Origin of the sequence: Timaviella obliquedivisa GSE-PSE-MK23-08B, from assembly GCA_019358855.1 — a bacterium.
Classification (GTDB): Bacteria; Cyanobacteriota; Cyanobacteriia; order Elainellales; family Elainellaceae; genus Timaviella; species Timaviella obliquedivisa.
In genome coordinates, this window is record JAHHII010000015.1 from 68,156 (window position 1) to 92,220 (window position 24,065).

Genomic DNA, 24,065 nt, shown 5'->3' on the forward strand with positions numbered 1-24,065 from the left:
AGTAGACCACTCAGACTTCTCCCTAATTCCTCTTCTACAAGAAAGGGACTTTGAAAAGCATCATCTTTTTGTTCAGCAACGCTAGTCTTAAGACAGGTAAAATAATCCTGGGTTGATTTTGCAGACCTGAGGGAGTGAATGATGGTTAAAATATTTTTGGCGATCGCCGCTCTCTTAGCGGGCTCATCGGTTGCTCTAGGGGCTTTTGCGTCTCATGGGCTAGAAGATAAACTCACCGAACGGGCTTTAGAAATCTTTGAAACTGCCACCCGCTACCAGATGTATCACGCCTTAGCGTTGGGATTGGTGGCTGTTTTGTTAATTCAAGGTGAATTAATGCAAGGCGTGATGGCGCAACCCTGGCTAAACGCTGCGGGCTACGCTTTTATTGTTGGGGTGATCTTTTTTTCAGGAAGTCTTTACGCCTTGAGCTTTTCAGGGATTAAAGTATTAGGAGCGATTACTCCTATTGGTGGCGTGGCATTGATGGTAGGCTGGGGATGCTTAGCGATCGCGGCATTCAGCTTCAAATAACGCTGTCTTTAAAAATTGGGTAATTCTAACGGAATTGCGCCCCAAACTCCTTTCCGAAAATCATTCAAAAATTGGCGGGCGGTTTTCTCCCGATCGCCCTGATACTTCTTCTCTGCCACCGCTTCTAAGTAACTTTCTCCGGTCATCGCTTCGGGTGCAACCCTATAGCGTAATGAAAATGGCTCTTTGGGCAATATTTGAGGAACTTCAAGGTAAAGCTGTTGAATGCGATCGATTAAGGCACAAGCAACGCGCTGGTTATCGTAAGATGCCTCGCCAATGTCATCGCAAATTGCCAGTTTTATAGCTGCCTCCTGATCCATCAGCTTAGAAGGTAGAACGCCCGGAGCATCTAGCAATTCCAGTTCATCGGAAATTCTCACCCAGCGGAGTTGGCGCGTAATCCCGGCTCGTCGAGCGCTATCAACCACCCGACGATTAAGCAAACGGTTAATCAGAGCCGACTTGCCCACGTTAGGAAACCCAATGACCACAGCGCGAACCGGACGAGACAGCATCCCGCGATCGTGTCGTCGTTGATTCATCTTCGCCCCGGCATTCTGGGTTGCCTGCGAGAGGTTAGAAACGCCCTTACCCTGACTAGCGTTAGCAAAATAAGGGTGTTCGCCACGCTCCTTAAACCACTTTGTCCAGTCTTGCTGCGCTTGCGGCGGAATCATATCCACCCGGTTTAGCACCAGCACTCGTTCTTTGTTATTGAGCCATTGCTCCATTTGCGGGTGGCGAGTTGCCAAAGGAATGCGAGCATCCCGAACTTCGAGCACCACATCGACCTTCTTAAGCTGTTCAACTAAGGCTCTTTCAGCTTTAGCAATGTGACCGGGATACCACTGAATGGGAGGAGCCATGGGAAATTTAGATAAAGGAAACTATTCAATCAAACAATTCAACCAACAATCATTTAGCGAACAAATCGTTAACAGGCATCGTCCAACCTGGAACGGCAGGTTCGGCTTCAGCGAGTTCACCTCGACGGTAGATCGTCGGATAATTTGGTTGATCAACGCGATAAACTCGAACTACATCTTCACTCAATAAGTCTACGTCCCATACAACCTGCGTTCCTGCGGCAAAGTAATCTGCTCGTTTCGCTGCCATGTCAGCCTCAGCCCGATCGCCATAATCACCCGCACTTCTCACTTCTACTGCAAAGATAGGCGCACCCTCAAAAAATTTCATTCCGGCAGGTGCACCGATGTGAAAAGCTGCATCTGGACTGAAAGATTGACGACTGGGTAAGTCTACTCGAAATCCTTTATTGTCTCCAACGGCTCGCCCTTGCCGAGTTTGCTTGCTGTACTCTCTCAATGCCACAAACACTTCATCGCCTGCATAGCCTGGATCATCACCTGTAGGCGGCATTAAAACGATCGCCCCATTAACAATCTCGGCTTTTTGATGATCGGGCACATGATACAAATCCTCAACGGTCACAACTTTGGCAGCCATAGCGCATCTCTCGTATTGCAAACTGATGACAAAGCCTAATGCCATAGCGTAGCGTATTTACGATACTCAATGACTATATAGCCCACTGTATCCAATCTCCCTGTCATCAATGATCAGCAATAATCCAGAACAGTTCGCCAGCGATAACTACTCCGGTATTTGTCCCGAAGCGATGGAATATACCTTGCAGGCAAACTCTGGCAGCGTGCCTGCCTACGGTAACGACGAATGGACGCAACGGGCAACAGACTACTTTCGAGAGTTATTTGAAATTGATTGTGAGGTGTTTTTTGTCTTCAATGGTACTGCCGCTAACTCTTTGGCGTTGGCTTCGCTGTGTCAGTCTTATCACAGCGTTGTCTGTCATGAAACCGCCCATGTGGAAACCGATGAGTGCGGTGCGCCAGAATTCTTTTCTAACGGCTCCAAGCTATTAATTGCTAAGGGGGAAAATGGAAAATTAACGCCAGCATCAATTGAAGCGATCGTCCATAAACGTCAGGATATTCACTATCCCAAACCCAAGGTAATTAGCCTGACACAAACCACAGAAGTAGGGACAATGTACTCCATTGATGAACTGGTAGCGATCCATGAAGTAGCAAAACAGCATCAATTTAAAGTTCACATGGATGGCGCACGGTTTGCCAATGCGGTAGCAGCGATCGAGCGGAGTCCGGCAGAAATCACCTGGAAAAGTGGGGTCGATGTGCTGTGCTTTTGTGGCACTAAGAACGGTATGGCAATGGGGGAAGCAATTTTATTTTTCGATAAAACTCTGGCAGAAGATTTCTCCTATCGCTGTAAGCAGGCTGGACAACTTGCTTCCAAGATGAGGTTTATCTCAGCCCCCTGGTTGGGGTTGCTAGAAACGGGCGCTTGGCTGAATAATGCCCGACACGCCAATCGGTGTGCCGCTTACCTAGAAGAGCGGCTACTGGCAATCGCCCATGTCGAACTGCTCTTTCCTCGGCAAGCCAATGCAGTGTTTGTTAAATTGCCTGAGGTGGCGCTTCAGCGTTTGCAACAAAAAGGCTGGCAGTTTTATACCTTTATTGGCGTGGGTGGCGCACGCTTTATGTGTTCTTGGAATACGACCCAAGAACGGATTGATGAGCTAGTGGCAGATGTGAGGCTGGTGGCAGATATTGAAGGCAACGATCGCTGAAGACCCAATCAGCTAGAACAAGGCTGTTAGCTAGAACACCAAAAGCTAGGGCACAATCAGCACAGGACAAGGAGCCAGATTGATCACACGATTGGTGACACTTTCGGCTGCGCCTTCTTCGGTTAAGCCCAAGCCCCGACAGCCCATAATAATTAGCTCGGCATTGAGTTCGTCGGCTACGTCGCAGATGGTAAAGGCAGGTTTGCCTTCCCGTTCAATAATTTCGGCTTCGATACCTTGAGCCGAAAAGAGCGCTTTGGCTTCGGCAAGGAGTTTGGCGATCGCTTTTGCCGAGGTCATTTCCCGGTCGGCGGCTGAGGTAGGAGGCTCTTCGGGCGTTTCGACAACTGATAAAATAATCAATCGGCTGCTGTAGGTCTTGATCAACTGGGCAACCGTCTCTACTGCCTCACGAGATTCGCGGCTTTGATCAATGGGAAACAAGACTGTCTTAAACATGAATCTTTTCCTTAAACAGATGAAGTCTTCCTGACGTTATTTTCGGGCATGGGCGGAGCCTGTGAACAAAAAATCAGTCTTATTGAGGAGTCCGCTTCTATTATTTTCTCAACTCTGGCGATCGCTGCTACAGAACTTTTCAAAAAGTTGCGTAATTTTTTAAGGTCGCCTCAAATAATGATCCCTGACAATTTACAATACTAAATAGCGTCTGATAGGTAGAAAGACTTATTTAGGAGATTTTAAATGTCAAAGAAAGCATTAGCTAGTTTATCCGCTGCCGAACTTTCAGGAAAGCGCGTTCTGGTGCGGGTTGATTTTAATGTCCCGTTAGACGAACAGGGTAAAATTACTGACGATACGCGCATTCGGGCGGCGTTACCAACTATCCAGCATTTGACTAATCATGGCGCGAAGGTCATTTTGGCAAGTCACTTTGGTCGTCCTAAAGGCAAGGTGAACGAATCAATGCGCCTAACTCCAGTGGCAACGCGGCTATCGGAACTGCTGGGTCAAGAGGTGATTAAGTGTGATGATTGCATTGGCGATGCTGTAGCTGGTGCTGTAGCCGAAATGCAGGATGGTCAAGTGGCAATGTTAGAGAACGTTCGATTCTATGCAGAAGAAGAAGCGAACGACCCAGAATTTTCTAAGAAGCTGGCATCTGTGGCTGATTTATATGTTAACGATGCTTTCGGTACGGCTCACCGCGCCCATGCTTCTACGGAAGGAGTCACCCACTATCTCACTCCTTCTGTGGCAGGGTTGCTGATTGAAAAAGAATTAGAATATCTCCAGAACGCGATCGAAAATCCACAGCGTCCTTTAGCGGCGATCGTTGGTGGTTCTAAGGTTTCTAGCAAAATCACTGTCGTGGAAACTTTGCTCGATAAAGTCGATAAGCTGATCATTGGCGGCGGCATGATCTTCACATTTTACAAAGCCCGTGGCTTAAGCGTGGGTAAGTCATTGGTCGAAGATGAGTTTGTAGAACTGGCAAAATCTTTAGAAGCCAAGGCAAAGGAAAAGGGCGTGGCGCTACTGCTGCCCACCGATGTTGTAGTGGCTGATAAATTTGCGGCTGATGCCAATACTCAAACCGTCAGCGTGGAAAATATTCCCGACGGCTGGATGGGTTTGGATATTGGTCCGGATTCAGTCAAAGTGTTTCAGGAAGCACTAGCAGATTGTAAGAGCGTCATTTGGAACGGTCCTATGGGCGTGTTTGAAATGGAGAAGTTTGCAGCCGGAACTGAGGCGATCGCCCATACTCTGGCAGGCTTAACCAAAACAGGCACCTGCACCATCATTGGCGGTGGTGACTCGGTTGCGGCAGTTGAAAAAGTGGGTGTTGCCGACCAAATGAGCCACATTTCTACAGGTGGCGGTGCCAGCTTAGAGCTTTTAGAAGGCAAAGTCCTACCTGGTATTGCAGCGCTTAATGATGCGTAACTAATTATCGGATGGCTTTGGTAGCCCCGGCTTTCTCAAGAAACCGGGGCTATTTCAATGCTCTTAAGGGAGTTGCAATTAAATAACGCCCCGAGCCGCCCCCTAAATCCCCCATTCTGGGGGACTTTGACAGGTTCGGAAGTCCCTGCCCCAGAATGGGGGATTTAGGGGGCTGATAAGTCAATGCATGCCATTGGGGTTTTATTTTCACGCAACTCCCTAAGGTTCAATTACCTCGAAGCTTTTAACTTCTAATACAGGGCCAATCATTGCTATGGTCATGACATCTTCTCGCACTTGCCCTTTAGCTTTGACCTGTAAGCCTGCCTGCAACAATTCCCTCGGCGCACCCTTCAAAATCTCGTAGGTGTTGCCATCGCGGGTGACCAGTGCCCATGTGCCTGTGCCCATGGGCGATCGCTGAACGGTTCCTTCTACAGTCAGGCTCATGTTGCTGTCCTTTCGTAAATTGCTTTAGCGGAGAGTGTGGCTAGCCCAAAGCAGAGTAGGGCGTTGAGGGCGAGGAATAGACGGGCGATCGCCCCACCGCCTAACCACATCACGTCAGGAGCGGCGATCGCACTCACTGCCAAACAAGCAGCAACGCCTAACGCCGAACCGACCGCGAACCATTTCCACCCGGCATAACTGAGCAGTAATGCCACCAAGGCAAAAGGAATCAGCACACTGGCAAAAAGTGGGTTGAGTGCCGCACTCCCTTGAATCGCGCTGCCTAGCTCGGGAATAGAACTGCCCAGAATGCGGAACGGATACTGCGGCAAATCAAACATATACAAACCCTGGAAGAAAAACAGCCCCGTGCTGCCCATCACTAGCCCACCCACGAGCGGCAAGCTAACAGGCACATAAACCCGTAGAAACCAAGCCAGCAAGTAGGAGCCAATCACCATGACAATTTTGGGCACCAGCGCCACCGCGCCGCCATCAAACCAAAACTTCAGGCTAAGGTAGCCATTGTCACGCAGCCACCCAAAGAAATGGCGCACATTTAAGTTCCCCTGGAGCGCCAGCTTAACCGCTGCTGTTGCATCCAGTTGTCCTGCTCCATAGTGATTTAGTTCATCTCCTGGCATGGTTCGAGCCGACTTTTTCAGCACTTCAGCAATTTGCTCAGGATCATCAATTCCCGCTGATTTCACTAGCGCTGCGACTCCCGCCACATGAGGAGATGCCATGCTGGTTCCCTGGAGCGAGGTAAATACAGATGCTCCCGTTTCAGGATCGATCGTGTTTTGTAAAATTCCCCCGGCTGGATTATCGTTTTGGGTCAAGCCACCTGGGGCAGAGATATCAACCCCGGCACCGAAGTTAGAGTAGGGCGCTCTGGCTCCAGTGGCATCTAGCGCTGCCACCGCAATTACGTGGGGATAACGGGAGGGATACGCCGCCGAACTGCCGTTGGAGTTACCCGCCGCTGCCACGATGACTACACCCTTCCGATAGGCGTAATCGATCGCCCCTCGCAACACGCTACTGTCGCCACTGCCGCCCAAGCTAACGTTAATCACATCTGCGCCCTGGTCTGCGGCATAGCGGATGGCTTCGGCAATGTCGGTAATAGTGCCGCCGCCTTCAGCATTAAGCACTTTAAGGGGCATCAAGCTGGCTTCGTAGGCAATTCCAGCCACGCCGTACTGATTATTGGTCGATTGGGCGATCGTTCCAGCAACGTGGGTGCCGTGTCCATTATCATCGGCAGCAGCAACGCGATCGTTAACAAAGTCGTACCCTTTAACAAACTTTGTCTCTTTGAGATCAGTGACCTGACTGATCCCCGTATCAATCACTGCCACTGTTACACCCTTGCCTTTAGCATTATCCCAAGCACCCTCAATATTGATGCTGCGAAAGTTCCACTGCTTAGGATATTCAGGGTCATTGGGAACTTCTAGGGCGTGATAAATGTAGTTGGGGGCGATCGATTCGGTAGACTGCCGCAACGGAGAGCGGCGAAGCGCCTTCAGCAATGCCGCGTCGCCATCGACAATATAGAGATGATCAGACTGCGAAAAGACGCTGTTAGGAACAGGTTGAATGCCGTAGGTTTGGGCGATCGCTCCCAGTTCTTGCTCCAACTGCCCTGTCGCTAAATCTTCCCGAAAATCCAACACAATTGACTGATATTCTCCCCGATTTGCCAAGCTCTGGAGGCTCAGCAACGCCCAAAATAATCCCGTCAAAAATAATCCAATCAGCAGTAGCCTTTTCATCGGTTCAACATGGCTAGGGTCTTTATCACCCTAGCTTATAAAAAAAGTGGCGGAGTAAACCGCCATCTGGTGTCGTTTAAGAGCCCATAGCTAAAGTTCTTTGTCTACCTACTCAATCTCTAAAATTACCCTGCGGCTTGAGCAGGCTTTTGCATGGGCACTGGGTCAGATGGAGCAACTTGGGTTGCCTGATCAACTGAGGTAAATTCAATGTGATTGAGCAAAGTCGTTACAAACGAAAACAGCAAAAATGGTAAAGATAACACCAAAATAATTCCTACAGTCGCCAACGCATACACGGGTCGGCTAGCGCCCATTAACCCCAACGCCGAAGCCAAGCTCAGAAAAATGACAATTAGCCAAGCCATAATTTGACCGTAAATATCACCAAAAGTTAGAGTGCAAGCCACACGATACTTTTGCATGTCCATACAGTTACCCCAGTGATTTGGTTATTTAGTAACAGCTTAAACCGTTATGAAAAACACTATCCGACAGTTTGAGAAAAGTTAACTATGTCCCAAAACCATCATCCAAGAAATTAATCCTGAACCGGATAGAGATCCTTTGTTTTCTCTTCTAGTGAACTAAACGAACCGCGATCGCCAGCTTAAAATGCTACTCACTACTCAGCAGTGCCATCAACTTGCAGTGACCTCCTGGAAACGACTAGCTCTACAAAAGTGGTCAAGGAGATGCTGTAGAAAAATCAGTCCTCAGTCTTCTCATCAGTCTTCTCAATTGACTGCTGCCTGCTCAAGCAACTTCAGGCAACAGGTTTTGTAGAAGCCTCACAGACTAAATTGCATCTTAAGCAGTTTCATTTGCGTTGAAATTCTTGTTCTCTAAAAATGGGGAAATCATTAATAATCGGGGAACCTTCTAGAGAGAGTTTCCAATCCCTAAAAGCAATGCCCATCTACAGACGTTTCTTTCTTCAGGTTGGAGCGAGTGCGCTACTCGCTTCGCTAGCTCATGGTTGCGTGAACCAGTCTCAAAATCGCTCATCGCTAAATGTCAGCAGCGACCTGCTTAATCAAATTGAGAAACGTGGATATTTACTGGTTGCAACCGAAGATGATTATCCACCCTTCGAGTTTTTGGTCAATGGAAAGCCTACAGGCTTTGACCATGAGCTGTTAGATCGCCTCAGACAAGTGGTTCCCTTCGAGATTCGCCAGGAAATTTTACCTTGGCAAGGCATTCTTCCTGGCGTTGCAGAAGGAAAATATGATGTAGCGCTGACAGCAGCGGTTATTACCGATGAACGAGCTAAAATGCTCGACTTTACAATACCGATCGCCGAATCTACGATCGCCTACATCATCCGCAGAGACGATAACTCTATCAAAACTCTGGGTGATCTTTCAGGCAAAACGTTGGGTGCCCAGCAGGGCGGAGCTTCTCTTGAAGCTGTCCCTGATTTGGAAGCCAAACTTAAGCAGCAAGGCGGCACGATCGGGCAAATTAAGCAATATCCGGGCTTCGCAGCAGCTTATCAAGATTTACTGAGCGGGCAATTAGATGCGGTGTTGCACAATATTGTCTCACTGTCCGTATTAGTAGATGAAAAGCCCGCCATTTTTGAATTGGGCGATCGCGTGAGCCGCAAATCTTATGCTGGGTGGGCAGTCAAAAAAGGCAATCAACCTCTCCTCGATTTGCTCAACAGCTTCCTTAGTAACCAACGAGAACAAGGTGAATTAAAGCCTCTTCAAGAAAAATGGCTCAAGATTTCCTTTGAGAACTTACCGACTCAACCGCTCTTACCCGGAGATCGCCCTATTCAATAGGCATTTATCTCAAGCAGAACCTTCTATGCAATTCCTATGCAATTCTTTAAGAAATCTTTTGAATCACAGCGTAATCTTTTGATGCGACTGTTGATCGGCAGCACTACGCTGCTCGTAACTTTGGGCGCTTATTCTAGCTACCAAGTTGTTCGCAATGTGATGTTGGAAAGCTTAAAGAAAAATGCCTTCTTAGAAGTGCAGCAAGGCGGCGATGACATTGAACATTGGCTTACCGCTCTGAAGGTACATATTGAAACTTTAGCGAATACTGCCGTTGTAAAATCGATGAACTGGGAGAATGCCGAGCCTTTCCTCAAAACAGAGATTTTACGCTTTAACGATGTCTACTCGATCGCCATTGCCACGCCGGATGGTTGGCGCAATGCCAGCGGCAGCAGTCCCATCAATATCAGCGATCGCAAGTTCTTTCAAAAGGCAATGGCAGGACGTACCAACGTCAGCGATCCTTTAATCAGTCGGTCTACCCGAATTCCGACTATTGCAGTTGCTGCCCCAATTCGCCAAACGTTTGACACGACCAGTTCTCCAAGCGGAGAAATTCATAGCTTGGTGCGCCTAGATCGCATTGCACAGGTCGTGAGTAGCATTAAGTATGGCGACAATAGCTATGCGTTTGCCATTAATTCGATGGGGGAAGCGATCGCCCATCCTAATCCAGCGCTGCTGATGACGATAGGAAAATTGACTCCCAAAATGGTAGAGTCTAGCGATCGCAACCTGGCAGCGATCGCCCGTCGCATGATGAATCGGCAACAGGGAATTGAATTGTTGCTTCTAGATGGGGTCTGGAAGTATGTGGCTTACCTACCCATTAAAGAAGCCGATTGGTCAGTGGCGCTGGTGATTCCTCGCGAAAACTTAGAATCCCAACTACAAGCCCTTGATGTAATTGCTGTGGCGATCGCCGGACTCGCAGCAGCAATGATTGCAGTGCTTTGGCAAGTGCAAGCGATCGAACAAGGACAACTTAAAAAATCAAATGAACTTTTAGAAGAACGTGTCCTAGAACGCACTGTCAAGCTATCGACAACCTTAGAGCAACTGCAACAGTCACAACTTCGACTCATTCAGAGCGAAAAAATGTCTGCCCTAGGAAGTTTAGTCGCTGGGGTAGCCCATGAAATTAATAATCCCGTAAATTTTATTACAGGCAACATCACCTGTGCCCATGAATACACCCAAGACTTACTCAAACTCCTTCAGCTTTATCAGGAGTATTCTCCTACTCCGCCTGCTCAAGTCAGAGAACACGAAGCCGAGATTGATGTGAATTTTTTAGCAGAAGACTTGCCTAAAGTTTTTGCTTCAATGCGGATGGGTGCCGATCGCGTTCGGCAGATTGTCTTGTCGCTGCGAAATTTCTCGCGTCTTGACGAGGCAGAGGTTAAGCCGGTTGATATCCATGAAGGCATCGATAGCACCTTACTCATTCTGCAACATCGCTTCAAAGTCACGGGTCGTGCCGAGGTGGAGATTATCAAAAAATACGGTGACTTACCTCTAGTGGAGTGCTATCCAGGTCAACTCAATCAGGTTTTTATGAATATCTTGAGCAATGCTCTAGATGCTTTAGAATCTCAAGGACATCAGAGCAGTACTATTCAAATCATGACTCAGCGGTCAGATTCTAACCATGTCACGATTTGCATTATTGACAACGGCATGGGCATGGCACAAGAAGTGCAGCAGCGCATCTTTGATCCGTTCTTTACGACAAAACCTGTGGGCAAAGGCACCGGAATGGGCATGTCTATTAGTTATCAAATTATTGTTGAAAAGCATCAGGGTCTTATCTGGTGCGACTCCACGATCGGGAAAGGAACCACTTTTTCAGTTAAGATTCCAGTTAAGCAACGAAGGAATGCGGAAGAATGAACTCAGGTGCTTTTACCAGCTACAAACACAGCGATTCATTAGAGGTTCAACTCGCTTTACAGCAAAGGTCAATCAAGAACTCATAAGTAATCAGGATAAGTAATCAGGTAGAGATATCATTGAGGGCGATAAAAACCTAGCTCTTAATTTATAAAGAGATGGATCAATTACTAAAGTGTTGCTACAGAGATAGAATTGTTTGTTAACTGTCATTAAAAAGTCGTTGCAATATCTTTCTATACCCATTCATGCCCGATCGCCATATTCTTTTTCACAAGCCCTACAACGTCCTCTGCCAATTTACCCAAGAAGGCATTGATCCCTTACGGGTATCTCAAAAAGCGCGTCAGACCCTTAAGGACTACATTGCTATCCCAGAAGTTTATGCGGTCGGGCGATTGGATCAAGACAGTGAAGGGTTGTTGCTGTTAACAAACAATGGACGAGTGCAGCATCGGCTCAGTGATCCAAAATTCGAGCATTCTAAAACCTACTGGGTACAAGTCGAACGCATCCCCGACGAAGCAGCATTACAAGAGCTTCGCCAAGGTGTAACTATTCAAACCTATCGCACTCGCCCATCTCAAGTGCGGTTATTAAAAGATGAACCTGATTTGCCGCCGCGTAATCCACCCATTCGGGTACGGAAGGCAATTCCGACCGCATGGCTAGAAATAATATTGACAGAAGGGAAAAATCGACAGGTGAGGCGGATGACTGCGGCAGTAGGATTTCCAACGCTGCGGTTGGTACGAGTGGCGATCGCGCATCTTCGCTTAGACGGACTAGAGCCAGGACAATGGCGAGAAATTACAGATGCAGAAATGAAACCGTTGCTCAAATTCTCAGGCAATGCTCGTTAGTTTTTCAGGCATTGCTAAATTAAGCAATGCCGTTCTTCAAAGCGTCCCTTTGCAAATTCTCGCACTTGCATTGCTTTAAAGGGGCATTAGCCTTAGTCAGAGCTTTTTCAGTCCTTCGTAGCATAAGTTGTCAGCGATTTTGGGAACACTTCAAATTAGCCACTCAATCCTGACTTCTCAAGGAATCATCTGTCATGCCAAATAGCAGCCCAACTGTGTTTACACCGATTGCTGATCAAGTTGCCAACGAAGATGTTCTGTTTGGCATGAACATCAAAAACAACTTTAGAGACGTGGATGGTGATACGCTGACTTTCACCCTAGATCCAGCCACTCCTCTACCCAACGGATTAACCCTAAACTCTGCGACAGGAGTTATTGATGGCATTCCCACTAACCCTGCTGTTCCTGACTACACCATTACTGTTATAGCCAGTGATGGTAATGGGGGTAGTGTTACCGATACATTTGTGATTACCGTTAATAACTCCAATGATGCTCCTACCGTTACTACGCCTATTCCTAACAGCGTTGCCACTGAAGATATTGCGTATACCCTCAACACCAAACCCAATTTCAGCGATATTGATGCTGGGGATACCCTAACCTTTTCGGCAACTGGGTTGCCAGATGGCTTGACCATAAGTGCCAGCACTGGAGTGATTAGCGGTACAGCCACCAATGCAGCGGTAGGAACTAAGAACGTCACCGTTACAGCTAATGATGGCAAAGGCGGCACCGTTAGCAGTACGTTTATGCTAACGGTTGAGAACACCAACGATGCCCCAACAGTTACCACCCCGATCGCCGATCGCAGCATTAATGAAGACACTTTTTTCAGTACCAATATTCGCAGCAATTTTGCTGATATAGATGTTGGCAATAGCCTGACCTTTACTGCAACAGGTTTGCCTACTGGCTTAAGCATTGCTAGTAATGGAGTCATTAGCGGCACGCCAACCAATGCCGCTGTTGGCAACAACACGATTATTATTACTGCTAATGACGGCAACGGTGGTACCGTTAGCAATACCTTTATTTTAACAGTAACGAACACGAATGACACACCTGTTGTTGTCAACCTAATTCCAGATACAACAGCAACCGAAGATAATTCGTTCAGTCTCAACATCACCTCCTATTTCAGCGATATTGATGCTGGAGATACTCTTACCTACACGGCGATCGGACTGCCTGACGGATTAAGTATTAACCCGATGAGTGGCATTATTAGCGGCAGTCCTACCAATAATGCTGTAGGCTCACGGAACATTACTGTAACCGCCAATGATGGCAAAGGTGGTAACGTCAGTGATACATTTACCTTAACGGTGTTGAACACGAACGATGCTCCCACTGTATCAACACCCATTCCCGATCGCACTGCGACAGAAGACGCGCTGTTTAGCATGAACATTCGCGGTAACTTTGCCGATGTAGATGGGGGAGATACGCTGACTTTCGGGGCAACGGGTCTACCTACTGGATTAACGCTCAATCCCACAACAGGCGTACTTAACGGCGTTCCAACTAATTCTAATGTGGGCGCTAATACCATTACCATTACCGCCAATGACGGCAACGGTGGGACGGTTAGCGATACCTTCGTGTTGACTGTTATTAACACGAATGATGCACCCACGATCGCCGAGCCTATTCCCGACCAGACCGCAACTGAAGACTCATTCTTTACAGTTAGCACCAGTAGTAGTTTTACAGACGTTGACGCGGGTGATACGCTGACTTTTTCTGCAGCAAGTTTGCCAGCAGGCTTAGTTATTGACCCTGTAACAGGAGTCATTAGCGGCACACCCACTAACGATGCAGTCGGGGTTAAGAACATCACTGTTACCGCCAACGATAATAAAGGGGGAACAGTAAGCGATACATTTGCGATCGCCATTGCTAACACGAATGATGTACCGACTGTCGTCACACCGATTGCCAACCAAAGCGCTACTGAAGATGTATTCTTCAGTATGTCAATTAAAACTAATTTTACCGATGTTGATACAGTTGACACCCTGAATTATTTTGCCAGTGGGTTGCCTGTGGGCTTATCGATCGATGCAAGCACAGGCGTAATTAGTGGCATTGCTACAAACGCCGCAGTTGGTGCCAACAGCATCACTATCACTGCTTCAGATGGCAACGGCGGAACGGTTAACAGCACATTTACATTAACGGTTGCTAATACGAACGATGCTCCCACGTTGACAGAGCCTTTACCACCTCAAGCTGCCATAGAAGACAGTCCCTTCACGCTCAATATTAGCGGTAACTTCGCTGACCCCGATAATGGCGACACGCTGACTTTCTCTGCTACAGCGTTGCCCGATGGTCTAACCTTTGACAACGCTACGGGAACCATTAGCGGCTCACCAACTAATGCCGCTGTCGGAACAAAGAACGTTACCGTGACCGCGAATGATGGCAAAGGAGGAACGGTCAACGGCACTTTTGCTTTAACAGTAATCGACACCAATGATGATCCAAACGTAAAAATGGCGATCGGCGATAAAACTGTAATCGAAGACACACCCTTCAGCTTAAACATTAGCGGCAACTTTGCTGATATTGATCTGGGCGACAGCCTTGCCTTTTCTGCTGCGGGTTTACCGGAAGGAGTGGAGATTGATCCTACCACAGGCGTGATTAGCGGAGCTGCTACTAATGACGGTGTGGGCACTCGCAGCATTACTGTAGTTGCTGATGATGGCGATGGCGGTACTGCCAGTGATATCTTCACTCTGACAATTACTAACACTAATGATGCACCCACCGTAGTAAACCCTATTCCCGATCGCCCTGCCACTGAAGAAACAGATTTTATATTTGATATCAGCGGCAACTTTACCGATGTTGACACTGGTGACACACTGTCCTACACAGCACAAGGTTTACCTGATGGATTAAGCATTAATACTATCACAGGCATCATTAGTGGTACGCTGACTAATGCCGCTGTCGGTGCTAAAGATGTAACGATTACTGCCACTGACAGTAATGGCGGTAAAGCCACCGATATTTTTGCTATTAATACCGCTAACACGAACGATGATCCTATAGTCTCAACACCGATTGCCGATCGCACTATTACTCAGAACGTGCCGCTAAGCTTAAATCTTAGCAGCAACTTTGCAGACATTGATCTGGGTGACAGCCTAACCTATGAAGTGACCGGATTGCCTACTGGTTTGATCCTGAATGGCACCACTGGTATTTTGTCTGGAATACCTACAGAGATTGGAACCAGCGCCAATATTATTGTGACTGCCAATGATGGTAATGGTGGCATTGTCAGCGATGCGTTTGACTTGGTGGTGACTGCTAATACTGCGCCCACAGTCACAAGCGCGATCGCTGACCAGATGATTAATGCTAACAGTGATTTCAACTTTGCCCTTGCTGCCAACACGTTCAGCAGCGTTGACCCCGGTGATTCCCTGACGTTCACGGCTCAGCTTGATAGCGGCGGTGCGCTACCAACTTGGCTCAGTTTTAATGCCACTACTCAGACATTTTCAGGCAAGCCTACCAATGCTCAGGCAGGAGCAATTAACGTTAAAGTAACCGCAACAGATGGAGCAGGTGTAGCGGTGTCTGACGTTTTTAACCTAAAGGTCAATGCAGTCGTGACTCCTGTTCCATCTGGCACTCCGGGTACGCCTGTTATTTCAGGTACTCCTACCACTCCGGGTATTTCTGTAACACCGATCAAAGGGGTAGGAGATGATCTCACCATTAGGGGAACAGAAGGACGCGATCGCTTGATAGGAACCAGCAAAAACGAAACTTTGATAGGTGGCAGCAGTAACGATATCCTTAAAGGCGGCGGCGGCAACGACAAGTTGTTCGGTGGCAAAGGCAACGACAAGTTGTTCGGCGGTAAAGGCAAAGATATCTTTGTCTTGGAAAAAGGCAAGGGTTTTGATATTATTCAAGACTTTAAAAATGGTCTTGATTTCTTGGCAGTTCCAGGAATGAAACTGAATAAATTGGGCATTTCTCAGAAGGGGCGCAACACGGTTGTTAGCTTTGGCAAAGATGAATTGGCGGTACTGGTAGGCGTTCAGTCTGACCAAATTACGCCTAAGGACTTTACCAAGGTCTAACCTAAGTCAATTCCGTAGCATCGCCAGACCTCCGACATCTCACAGGTGCCGGAGGTCTAACTTTAGGCACGATTGTCCAGCCGCCTGTACGTTGGTCAATCAGCCCTACCAGCATGGGCGAGAGTTGTCGATAGCTTAGCCTATTGACTTGAGGTCAGCTAGTCTTGGTCAGTTAATGATATTTAGGGAGTTGCAATTAAATAACGCCCCGAACCGCCCCCTAAATCCTCCATTCTGGGGCAGGACTTCCGAACTTTTCAACGTCCTCCAGAATAGGGGATTTAGGGGGCTGAAAAGTCAATGCATTTCACTGGTGTTTTATTTTCACGCAACTCCCTTAGGCTGATTTAGAGTTCCTGCCTTAGGCAAGAGCTTTGCCCTAACATAGTAAAATCCTCAAGCTTTGAGCGTCATGACAGTTTTTCCTTCCCAATCCCATTTGCCCCCGCTACACCCACCTTTGCCGCCTCTAGAAAATGGCGATCGCCTTATTTCCCACGAGTTTGAGCGGCGATACTAGCAAATGCCCCATGTCAAAAAAGCCGAACTCATCGAAGGAATCGTCTACATAGCATCGCCTCTAAGTTTTGAAACCCATGCTGAACCCCATGCAGATTTAATCATTTGGTTGGGAACCTATAAAGTAGCAACCCCCAAGGTCAAGTTAGGTGACAATCCTACCGTGCACCTTGACCTCGACAATCAACCTCAGCCCGACGCAATTCTTTTAATTGATGCCAGTGCAGGCGGACAAACCTTTATTGGAGAAGATGGCTACATTGAAGGCGCACCCGAATTGGCGGTAGAAGTCGCAGCGAGTAGCGCCTCAATTGATTTAGGTGATAAGAAACGGGCTTATCGTCGCAACGGGGTCAAAGAGTATTTAGTCTGGCAAGTTTTCGATCGCCGCATTGACTGGTTCAGCCTACAAAATGGTGATTATGTGTCGCTGCTAGCCGACGAAAACGGCGTGATTCGCAGTCAAGTTTTTCCAGGATTGTGGCTTCAGGTCAACGCTATGCTAGAAAACAATATGCCTCAAGTTTTATCAGTTTTGTAAGCAGGCTTGAATTCTGATGAGCATCAGGTGTTTACCCGTCAACTTTCTCCTTAAGGATAAATCAAAATCTTCAGCGTCTCTGGTGTTGGGGCGACTGCCCGTTCTACTGCTGCCGCCAAGTCGCTCAAGGGATAGCGATCGCTTACCAAAGCATCCACGTCAATTCGCTGACTAAATACAATATCAGCCGCTAAATTTTGCACCTTAAACGAAGAACTATAGCTGCCCATCAAATCAATCTCTCGACGGTAAAGAATGTTGGGATTGATAGGAATTTCGAGTTCATCAGGAAACTCGGCAAAAAACAGAATCTTGCCACCTTTGCGCGTACAGTCGAGCGCCTGAAAAAAAGCTTTGTCGCTGGGCACCGCTAAAATTGCAGTGTCTACCCCCATGCCTTGAGTCAGCGCCGCAATTTTTGCTGATAGCTCCGGATCGCGGGCATCAAAGGCGGCTTCGGCTCCCACACTCAGCGCTTTTTCCATGCGAGAAGGAATGAGATCAGTGGCGATCGCCCGTCCCCCAAAGTATTTGATCAACATAACAAACATTAAGCCGATCGGTCCTGCCCCTGTAACCAGCACAGTTTGTCCCGGCGCAATCTGCGCTTTCTTAACGGCTTTCAAGCAGCAGTTCGTCGGCTCTACAAAACTGGCTTGCTCATCGGTAATATTATCAGGAATAGGAATCAAGCCGCCGTGTTCGACAATGTGACCCGGCACCTTAACATATTCAGCAAAACCACCGCCAGCAGGAGAAAAGCCTGCTGTAGTAGTGACATTTTTATAAACATCACACATAGAAAAGTTTTCGTTGAGGCAATAACCGCAATGCATACAAGGAATATGATGCATCACAACAACACGTTGCCCAACCTGCCAGTTTTTAACATCAGCGCCCACAGCCGCGATCGCCCCGGCTGTTTCATGTCCAAAAATTCGGGGTGGCTCATACAGGGGATAGCGAATTTTTTTAATATCTGACTGACAAAGCCCAACCACTTTAACCTGCACCAGCACTTCATCAACGCCAAGGTCTGGTTTGGGCACTTCCTCGTAGCTGAGTTGGTTAACGCCTCGAAAAACCTGTGCTTTCATAAATCATCCTCCTGTGCTTCCAAGGATGACTTTACCGTATCTGTGGGCATCTTTTAAGGCAACAAAAATGAAAGCGATAAGGATGATTGAGGCTAGGTTTCATGAGTCGTCCCCAGCATCGCGGCTTCTGCTATGACGATCGCTGACGACCTCTAATGTCTCCGTCTCTGCCTCTTCAGTTGCCTCATCCGCCATCATGGCGATCGTTTCAAAAAGATCATGTTGAATGTGGTTTTGTCCAGTAAAATCTTGTTCAGCATGATCTTGCCCAACATCATCTTGAAATACTGCCAAGTCAAACCAGAAAGTCGTGCCTACTCCCTCTTCACTAACTAAATGCACTTCACTGTGATGCTTTTTCACAATATTTTGGACAATCGACAATCCCAAACCCGTTCCTTCTAACGTATGCACTCGGTTCTCAACGCGAAAAAAGCGATCGAAAATTGCCTTTTGATCTTCTGGATCAATGCCAATGCCTGTATCTGCAACTTCTACGCGCACGTAGCTAGGTGATTGATCACCGACCGGATCAAGCAGGTATGCCCGCAGCGACACTTTACCACCCGGCTGAGTGAACTTTAAGCCATTGCCAATGAGGTTAGAAAAAACCTGCACCAGCAAATCATAGTTGCCTAATACAGAGGGAAGATCGGCTTCAACTTCTTGCACCAGTTCAATCTCTTTGTCCCGCGCGTTCAGTCGGTGGGTGCGAATGGTCTGCTCAATGGGCTGGATAATCTCAACAGCCTCCAAGGCGTAACGCTTATTAGACTCTAGCTTAGAGAGATCTAATACATCGTTCACTAAACGAGTCAGGCGATCGGTTTCTCGGTTAGCAGTGTCCAAAAATTCGCGCTTTTCCTGTTCAGTTAAATCTTCTCCATATTCATGCAGCGTTTCAATGAACGACTTAATGTTGAACAACGGCGTGCGCAATTCGTGGGAAACATTGCTGATGAACTGACTCTTCGCTTCGTTAAGCTCAACCTCACGGGTAATATCTTGAATTGTGATTGCTACCCCTTTAACGGTTTCACGATATTGATCTAACACCGTTGTCAACAAAATTCGTACGGTGCGATTGGTCGGCTCGGGCAAAAACAAGCGGAACTCGGCACCCTCACGGAATTCGACAGGAGGCTTGCCCGAAGCCATTTGGTAAAGCGGACGGGTCAACTCAATTTTGACGGAATCGGGTAGATGATAAAGCACATTTTCGCCAACCACCTGGGCATTTTCCCAACCAAAAAGACTACGTGCGGTGGGGTTGGTCAAAATGACCCGCATGTCGGTATCGAGCAAAACGGCTCCATCGGCGATCGTTGCCACCAATGTTTCTAGCTTTGCTTTTTCTGCGGTCAACTCCTCAATGTTTTGCTCGTCATAGGTTTCCAGGCGCTCTGCCATTTCGTTAAAGTTGAGAATTAACTCTGCCAATTCTCCACCCAACGGCAAATCAATGCGCTGCTTAAAGTTTCCAGCGGCAATATTTTTAACGCCTAGCAGTAGCTCTTTAATGGGCTGGGTAATCGTCAAGGCATTAAACACTGCCCCCAAAATTACCATGACCCAAATTGACACGAACACCGCGATTGTCACATCCCGCGTTAAATGAGACGAGTTGACCACGGTGGGGTTAGGATTAATGCCGATCGCCATTACCCCTAAGTATTGGTCATCGTGATGGAGGGGCACAAACACATCGGTGACCTCACCATCGGGGGTCATGTGTTGCCGAACCATGGGTTCACTTAAGTTTTCGCCATAGTTTTCGGGTAGCTGCATCCGTCGCCGAATGGTCAAGGAGTTTTGCACCTCAGATTCGGAAAATGGAATTCCAAAAAAGATATTGCCATCTTCGTCGGCGTAGAGCATGTAGCGAACGCTAGAAGTGCTGCCAAAGAAACTTTGAGAGAAGCGCGCTAGCTCCGTGCGATCGCCCGTTCCAACTAAAGGCGCAACGTTAGCCGCTAGCAATAGCCCTAAATCTCGTCCAAAGCGAGTGTCAGTAAGGCGAGTGTCTTCCTGAATTGAGTTGACTGCCCAGAACGTTAGTCCGCTCATGAGTAGCGATACAACTAAGGTTGCCGCTGCCATCAGCCGAGTCTGGAGGGTAAATTCTGACCACCAGCGGACAATAATCTGTTGAAATTTATGCAGCAGGTCTAACAAGGGATTCAGTAAAAGGGTTGACTCAAAGGACTTTGGACGTTACCGATATCTTCACTGAGTTCCATTGAATTTAGGCAATAGTGAGCGTTCGTGAGGGCAGTGACTCTATCTTATCGAACGAATCGTTAAGACCGAATCTGATGTCCAATGTCTTGACGATAATACATTTCGTCAAACTGAATACATTTAACCGCTGCATAGGCAGAAGCGATCGCCTCTGCAAAGCTTTCTTTAACTGCTGTTACACCCAGCACTCGTCCCCCATCGGTAACGCACTGGTTTTGCTTCAGCTTCGTCCCTGCCTGAAATATCATTGCCCCAGTGGCTTCTGCTGAGTCGATGCCATGAATTGCCACACCTTTCTTGTACCCTTCTGGATATCCGCCCGCTGCCATCACCACGCAAGCCGCTGCCCCCGACTTCCATATCAACGGCGGTAAGTCCGCCAGCCTTTGTTGAGCGCAAGCCAGTAGCACCATTTCTAAAGGCGTTTCTAGTAACGGAATGACTACCTGGGTTTCAGGATCACCAAATCGACAGTTAAATTCAATGACCTTAGGCTCACCCTCTGGCGTGATCATTAGCCCCGCATACAGCACACCCCGGTAGTCAATACCTCGTTGGTTCAGCGTGGCGATCGCAGGTTCCAGTACTTCCTGCTGAATACGCTCCATTAGCTTGGGAGTAACCAGAGGTGCCGGGGCATATGCCCCCATACCCCCGGTATTTGCGCCCGTATCACCCTCCCCAATTCGCTTATGGTCTTGAGCAGGCAACAAAGGGCGAATGGTCACGCCATCCGTCACGGCTAGCACCGAAACCTCTTGCCCTTGCAACCATTCTTCAATCACAACCCGATTGCCCGCTTCACCAAAGGTGCCGCCAAATGCCGCCTCAATTGCCACGATCGCCTCTGCCAATGTCGTCGCCACCGTCACGCCTTTCCCAGCCGCCAAGCCATCAGCTTTGACCACAATTGGAGCACCCTGGTCTTTGGCATAGGCGATCGCTTCTGCCACATTGTTAAACGTCGCCGCCTTTGCCGTCGGAATTTTTGCCTCCAGCATCAACGCCTTTGCCCAAGCCTTACTCGCCTCAATCTGAGCGCCCGCCTGAGTCGGACCAAATACTGTCAAGCCCTGCCCTTGCAAATAATCGGTAATGCCAGCCGCCAAAGGCACTTCAGGACCAACCACAATCAACGCAATGTTATTTACCAGGGCAAATCGAGCAATCCCCTCAAAATCTGTCACCCCCATTCCTACGTTGTGGCAACCCTTGAGCGTTGCTGTTCCTCCATTGCCCGGCACACACACCACCTCTTGAACCTGCACAGATTGCAGCAACTTCCAGGCAAGCGCGTGTTCTCGACCACCATTTCCAACTACCAAAACTTTCACGCTTCGTCCGCCTTCTGGTGAAGTTTGTTTAAACCAGACTCAGCCTAATACGACTGATTTAAACAAAAATGCAATTTATTATGTCATAACTGCCGAAAGGAGTGTCAAAAACAAAATAATGGGAAATACTTAGAGCAACAGGTTAAGAGCTCAAATTTATGCGTCCCTCCCCCATGTCTTTCCTTTTTTCCCTTAGTCTCAACCATTCTACACGCCAGTTAAGCGCTGCATTTTTAGCCCTTAGTATGTCCTGGGTCTTGAGCTACCCTACGCTGGCTGCGCCCGAGCCAGAAGCAACGGTTAATCCCCTTGAAATGACTGAGCCTGATCCCCTGCTGCCTGTCATGGTCATCGATCGCCCTCTTAGCCCTCAAGAGCAAAGCGTTCTAGCCGCCGCAACTGACGAGCTACGCAATCAAGCAGAGGCAAAGTTTCGTGCAGGAGATTTGCCGGGAGCTTTCGAGATTTGGAACCGAGAATTGCGTCTACGACGAGTATTGGGCACTGCCCAAGAAGTAGAATCCTTAAGCCGAGTTGGTGAAATAGCCTGGAGCCAGACCCAAACAACCGAGGTGCGAGTCATTACCCAACGGCTTCAAGTCATAGAACAAGACCTGCAACAGCAAACTCCTCTCAACTACGATCTGCTGATGAAAATTGCTGAGGCGTATCAAAAAATGCGGGCACAGGCTCCAGCCGTAGCTCTTTACGAGCAGTTATTAGCGCAAGCACAGCAACAAAAAAATATTCCCGAACAGCAAAAAATACTAACAGCACTAGGCGATTTGCACCAGTCTTGGTTCGATTATCCCAACGCGATCGCCGCCTACAAACAGCTTTTAGCCTTAGCTCGAACGAAAGCCGATGGAGCCGCCGAAGAGCTTTACTTACAAAAGCTAGCAATACTCTACCAAGAGAACGAGCAGCCTGATGAAGCGATCGCCATGCAGCAAAAATTGGTCGATATCTACACCCGCAAGCAAGAACTTAACCTCATTCCTAGCTTAAAAATGGCAATGGGCGACTCTTACCTCGCGGCTCAACGCCCCGACCTTGCCGCGACCAACTATCAGGAAGCTTTTGCAGTGTCTCGCTCTATTCAACAATACGGTTATGCCAGCGAAGCCCTACAACGCCTTGCCAGCCTCTACCGCTCTCTAGCACGTCTAGAGGACGTACTCGTAGTCTATCAACTGCTGCTTGACGTGCAGCAACAGTCTTACGACACGCTTGGCATTATGAACACCTATGACCAAATTGGACAAATTCAACGTACTCAGGGTAACAATCCTCAGGCTGCTGCGTCGTTCCGTCAAGGGTTACAGCTAGCTCAGCAGCTTAAATATAAGGTGGGATATTTCCTAGCCCAACTTCAAGAAGTGAGTCCTTAAGTACTTGGCTTAAATTTTGTGGAAGAACGGTCTAGGCTATCCCACAAAGTTAGAAGTTATTGAAAAACCGCCTTTAATGCTGGGAAAAGAGTGGCAGAGTCATCTGTGATGATTTGCAAGGTCGAGCCTGAAGAGTACCGAGGAGAAGGGTTTAAGCCAATTTTCATCACCAGAAAAAGCATACAAGTAATAGTTGCGGCTTGAACGAATCGCTTGCCCATAATTTCACCCCTTCATAACTTGAGCCTATTATTCGACAAGGGGTGTCACCCTGCATCCGCACTTTACGGGCTGATTCGATGGAAGTCAAAGCATGAAGCGATTTTGCAACCGTGTTTCTACAGGTGACAAAGCTTAGTGCATCTGCCGATCAACAAGGGATCAAAGCTCTCTCAGTCTGCTTTGAGAGTTGAACCAATCTAGCTTTCTGGTCAGTTGATGACATAGACTTCTAGATTGCACATTTTTTAGTCGCTTTCCTATGAATTTATCTTCGTTCAAAACTATTAGCGTCACTAAACTTGCTGACTGTATCGCAGCAGAGGAAAAAATTCAGATGATTGATGTGCGCGAACCTGAGGAATTGGCGATCGCCAGCCTTCCTAATTTTGCAAACCTGCCCCTCAGCCAATTTGCCGAATGGTCAGAGCAAATTGCGACAGAGCTAGATCCACATACTGAAACAATTGTGCTCTGTCATCACGGTATTCGTTCTGCCCAAATGTGCCAATGGCTGATGCAGCAAGGTTTTACGAACGTCAGCAATGTTGTTGGAGGCATTGAAGAATACGCTGCCCGAGTAGACTCTAGGGTGCCTCGGTATTAAAGATGTCAGACTAAGAGGATGTTTGAAAAGTCAGCTAGTCGGTAAAAAAGCTCTCTCAGTGTAAGCTGCGAATAGAAAGCACGCAGCACCGAGAAAGCAATATGAGTAAAGCATATCCCAGCAATCTGACTACTG

At 47.8% G+C, this 24,065-nt stretch carries 19 protein-coding genes and 1 pseudogene; 10 read left to right on the forward strand and 10 right to left on the reverse strand.

Annotation, left to right across the window (positions count from 1 at the left end):
- The first annotated feature begins 141 nt into the window (after window positions 1-141).
- Complete coding sequence (locus tag KME11_20050; protein ID MBW4517504.1) at window positions 142-534, forward strand: DUF423 domain-containing protein; 393 nt, start codon at window positions 142-144, stop codon at window positions 532-534.
- A gap of 8 nt (window positions 535-542) precedes the next feature.
- Here the strand turns inward: KME11_20050 and ylqF are convergent, their stop codons facing one another.
- Window positions 543-1,403, reverse strand: a complete 861-nt coding sequence (gene ylqF, locus KME11_20055; protein ID MBW4517505.1) for a ribosome biogenesis GTPase YlqF — start codon at window positions 1,401-1,403, stop codon at window positions 543-545.
- 49 nt (window positions 1,404-1,452) lie between these two features.
- Entirely contained in the window at window positions 1,453-2,004 is a 552-nt protein-coding gene (locus KME11_20060; protein MBW4517506.1) for a Uma2 family endonuclease, read from the reverse strand.
- Window positions 2,005-2,113: 109 nt separating this feature from the next.
- Here KME11_20060 and KME11_20065 point away from each other — a divergent pair, with 109 nt between their 5' ends.
- A complete protein-coding gene (locus tag KME11_20065) occupies window positions 2,114-3,172 on the forward strand; it encodes a low specificity L-threonine aldolase (GenBank protein MBW4517507.1) in 1,059 nt (352 codons plus the stop codon).
- A gap of 45 nt (window positions 3,173-3,217) precedes the next feature.
- On the opposite strand, the gene KME11_20070 is transcribed toward KME11_20065, so the two are convergent.
- Window positions 3,218-3,631, reverse strand: a complete 414-nt coding sequence (locus tag KME11_20070) for a universal stress protein (protein ID MBW4517508.1) — start codon at window positions 3,629-3,631, stop codon at window positions 3,218-3,220.
- 246 nt (window positions 3,632-3,877) lie between these two features.
- Between KME11_20070 and KME11_20075 the strand changes: the two genes are divergently transcribed.
- Window positions 3,878-5,083 carry a phosphoglycerate kinase gene (locus tag KME11_20075; protein ID MBW4517509.1) on the forward strand — a complete coding sequence of 402 codons (1,206 nt, stop codon included), beginning with the start codon at window positions 3,878-3,880 and terminating at the stop codon, window positions 5,081-5,083.
- A gap of 219 nt (window positions 5,084-5,302) precedes the next feature.
- Here the strand turns inward: KME11_20075 and KME11_20080 are convergent, their stop codons facing one another.
- The 3 genes from KME11_20080 to KME11_20090 all read right to left on the reverse strand — a co-directional run bounded on the left by KME11_20080 (window position 5,303) and on the right by KME11_20090 (window position 7,745).
- Window positions 5,303-5,533 carry a hypothetical protein gene (locus KME11_20080; GenBank protein MBW4517510.1) on the reverse strand — a complete coding sequence of 77 codons (231 nt, stop codon included), beginning with the start codon at window positions 5,531-5,533 and terminating at the stop codon, window positions 5,303-5,305.
- Entirely contained in the window at window positions 5,530-7,314 is a 1,785-nt protein-coding gene (locus KME11_20085; protein ID MBW4517511.1) for a S8 family peptidase, read from the reverse strand. The genes KME11_20080 and KME11_20085 overlap by 4 nt, the downstream gene beginning before the upstream one ends.
- Before the next feature lie 125 nt (window positions 7,315-7,439).
- Window positions 7,440-7,745 (reverse strand): hypothetical protein, encoded by a 306-nt coding sequence (locus tag KME11_20090; protein ID MBW4517512.1) that lies wholly within the window; start codon window positions 7,743-7,745, stop codon window positions 7,440-7,442.
- A gap of 480 nt (window positions 7,746-8,225) precedes the next feature.
- Between KME11_20090 and KME11_20095 the strand changes: the two genes are divergently transcribed.
- The 5 genes and pseudogenes from KME11_20095 (at window position 8,226) to KME11_20115 (ending at window position 17,041) form a co-directional block, all read left to right on the forward strand.
- On the forward strand, window positions 8,226-9,107 hold the full coding sequence (locus KME11_20095) for a transporter substrate-binding domain-containing protein (GenBank protein MBW4517513.1): 882 nt from the start codon (window positions 8,226-8,228) through the stop codon (window positions 9,105-9,107).
- 759 nt (window positions 9,108-9,866) lie between these two features.
- Window positions 9,867-11,003 (forward strand): GHKL domain-containing protein, encoded by a 1,137-nt coding sequence (locus KME11_20100; protein MBW4517514.1) that lies wholly within the window; start codon window positions 9,867-9,869, stop codon window positions 11,001-11,003.
- 248 nt (window positions 11,004-11,251) lie between these two features.
- Entirely contained in the window at window positions 11,252-11,866 is a 615-nt protein-coding gene (locus tag KME11_20105; GenBank protein ID MBW4517515.1) for a pseudouridine synthase, read from the forward strand.
- A gap of 194 nt (window positions 11,867-12,060) precedes the next feature.
- Window positions 12,061-15,981, forward strand: coding sequence for a putative Ig domain-containing protein (locus tag KME11_20110; GenBank protein MBW4517516.1), 3,921 nt, complete (start codon window positions 12,061-12,063; stop codon window positions 15,979-15,981).
- 412 nt (window positions 15,982-16,393) lie between these two features.
- A pseudogene (locus KME11_20115) lies at window positions 16,394-17,041 on the forward strand (Uma2 family endonuclease).
- Between the two features lie 50 nt (window positions 17,042-17,091).
- On the opposite strand, the gene KME11_20120 reads toward KME11_20115, so the two are convergent.
- The 3 genes from KME11_20120 to purD all read right to left on the reverse strand — a co-directional run bounded on the left by KME11_20120 (window position 17,092) and on the right by purD (window position 21,713).
- Entirely contained in the window at window positions 17,092-18,138 is a 1,047-nt protein-coding gene (locus KME11_20120; GenBank protein ID MBW4517517.1) for a zinc-dependent dehydrogenase, read from the reverse strand.
- Between the two features lie 99 nt (window positions 18,139-18,237).
- The gene (locus tag KME11_20125; GenBank protein ID MBW4517518.1) at window positions 18,238-20,238 is read right to left on the reverse strand and encodes a HAMP domain-containing protein; all 2,001 of its coding nucleotides are present in this window, start codon (window positions 20,236-20,238) and stop codon (window positions 18,238-18,240) included.
- A gap of 200 nt (window positions 20,239-20,438) precedes the next feature.
- Window positions 20,439-21,713 carry a phosphoribosylamine--glycine ligase gene (gene purD / locus KME11_20130; protein ID MBW4517519.1) on the reverse strand — a complete coding sequence of 425 codons (1,275 nt, stop codon included), beginning with the start codon at window positions 21,711-21,713 and terminating at the stop codon, window positions 20,439-20,441.
- Between the two features lie 173 nt (window positions 21,714-21,886).
- On the opposite strand from purD, the gene KME11_20135 reads away from it, so the two are divergent.
- A complete protein-coding gene (locus KME11_20135; GenBank protein ID MBW4517520.1) occupies window positions 21,887-23,104 on the forward strand; it encodes a tetratricopeptide repeat protein in 1,218 nt (405 codons plus the stop codon).
- A gap of 56 nt (window positions 23,105-23,160) precedes the next feature.
- Here KME11_20135 and KME11_20140 read toward each other — a convergent pair whose 3' ends face one another.
- Window positions 23,161-23,325: a hypothetical protein gene (locus KME11_20140; protein ID MBW4517521.1), complete on the reverse strand. Its 165-nt coding sequence runs from the start codon at window positions 23,323-23,325 to the stop codon at window positions 23,161-23,163.
- Between the two features lie 260 nt (window positions 23,326-23,585).
- Between KME11_20140 and KME11_20145 the strand changes: the two genes are divergently transcribed.
- A complete protein-coding gene (locus KME11_20145; GenBank protein ID MBW4517522.1) occupies window positions 23,586-23,930 on the forward strand; it encodes a rhodanese-related sulfurtransferase in 345 nt (114 codons plus the stop codon).
- The last annotated feature ends 135 nt before the right edge of the window (window positions 23,931-24,065 follow it).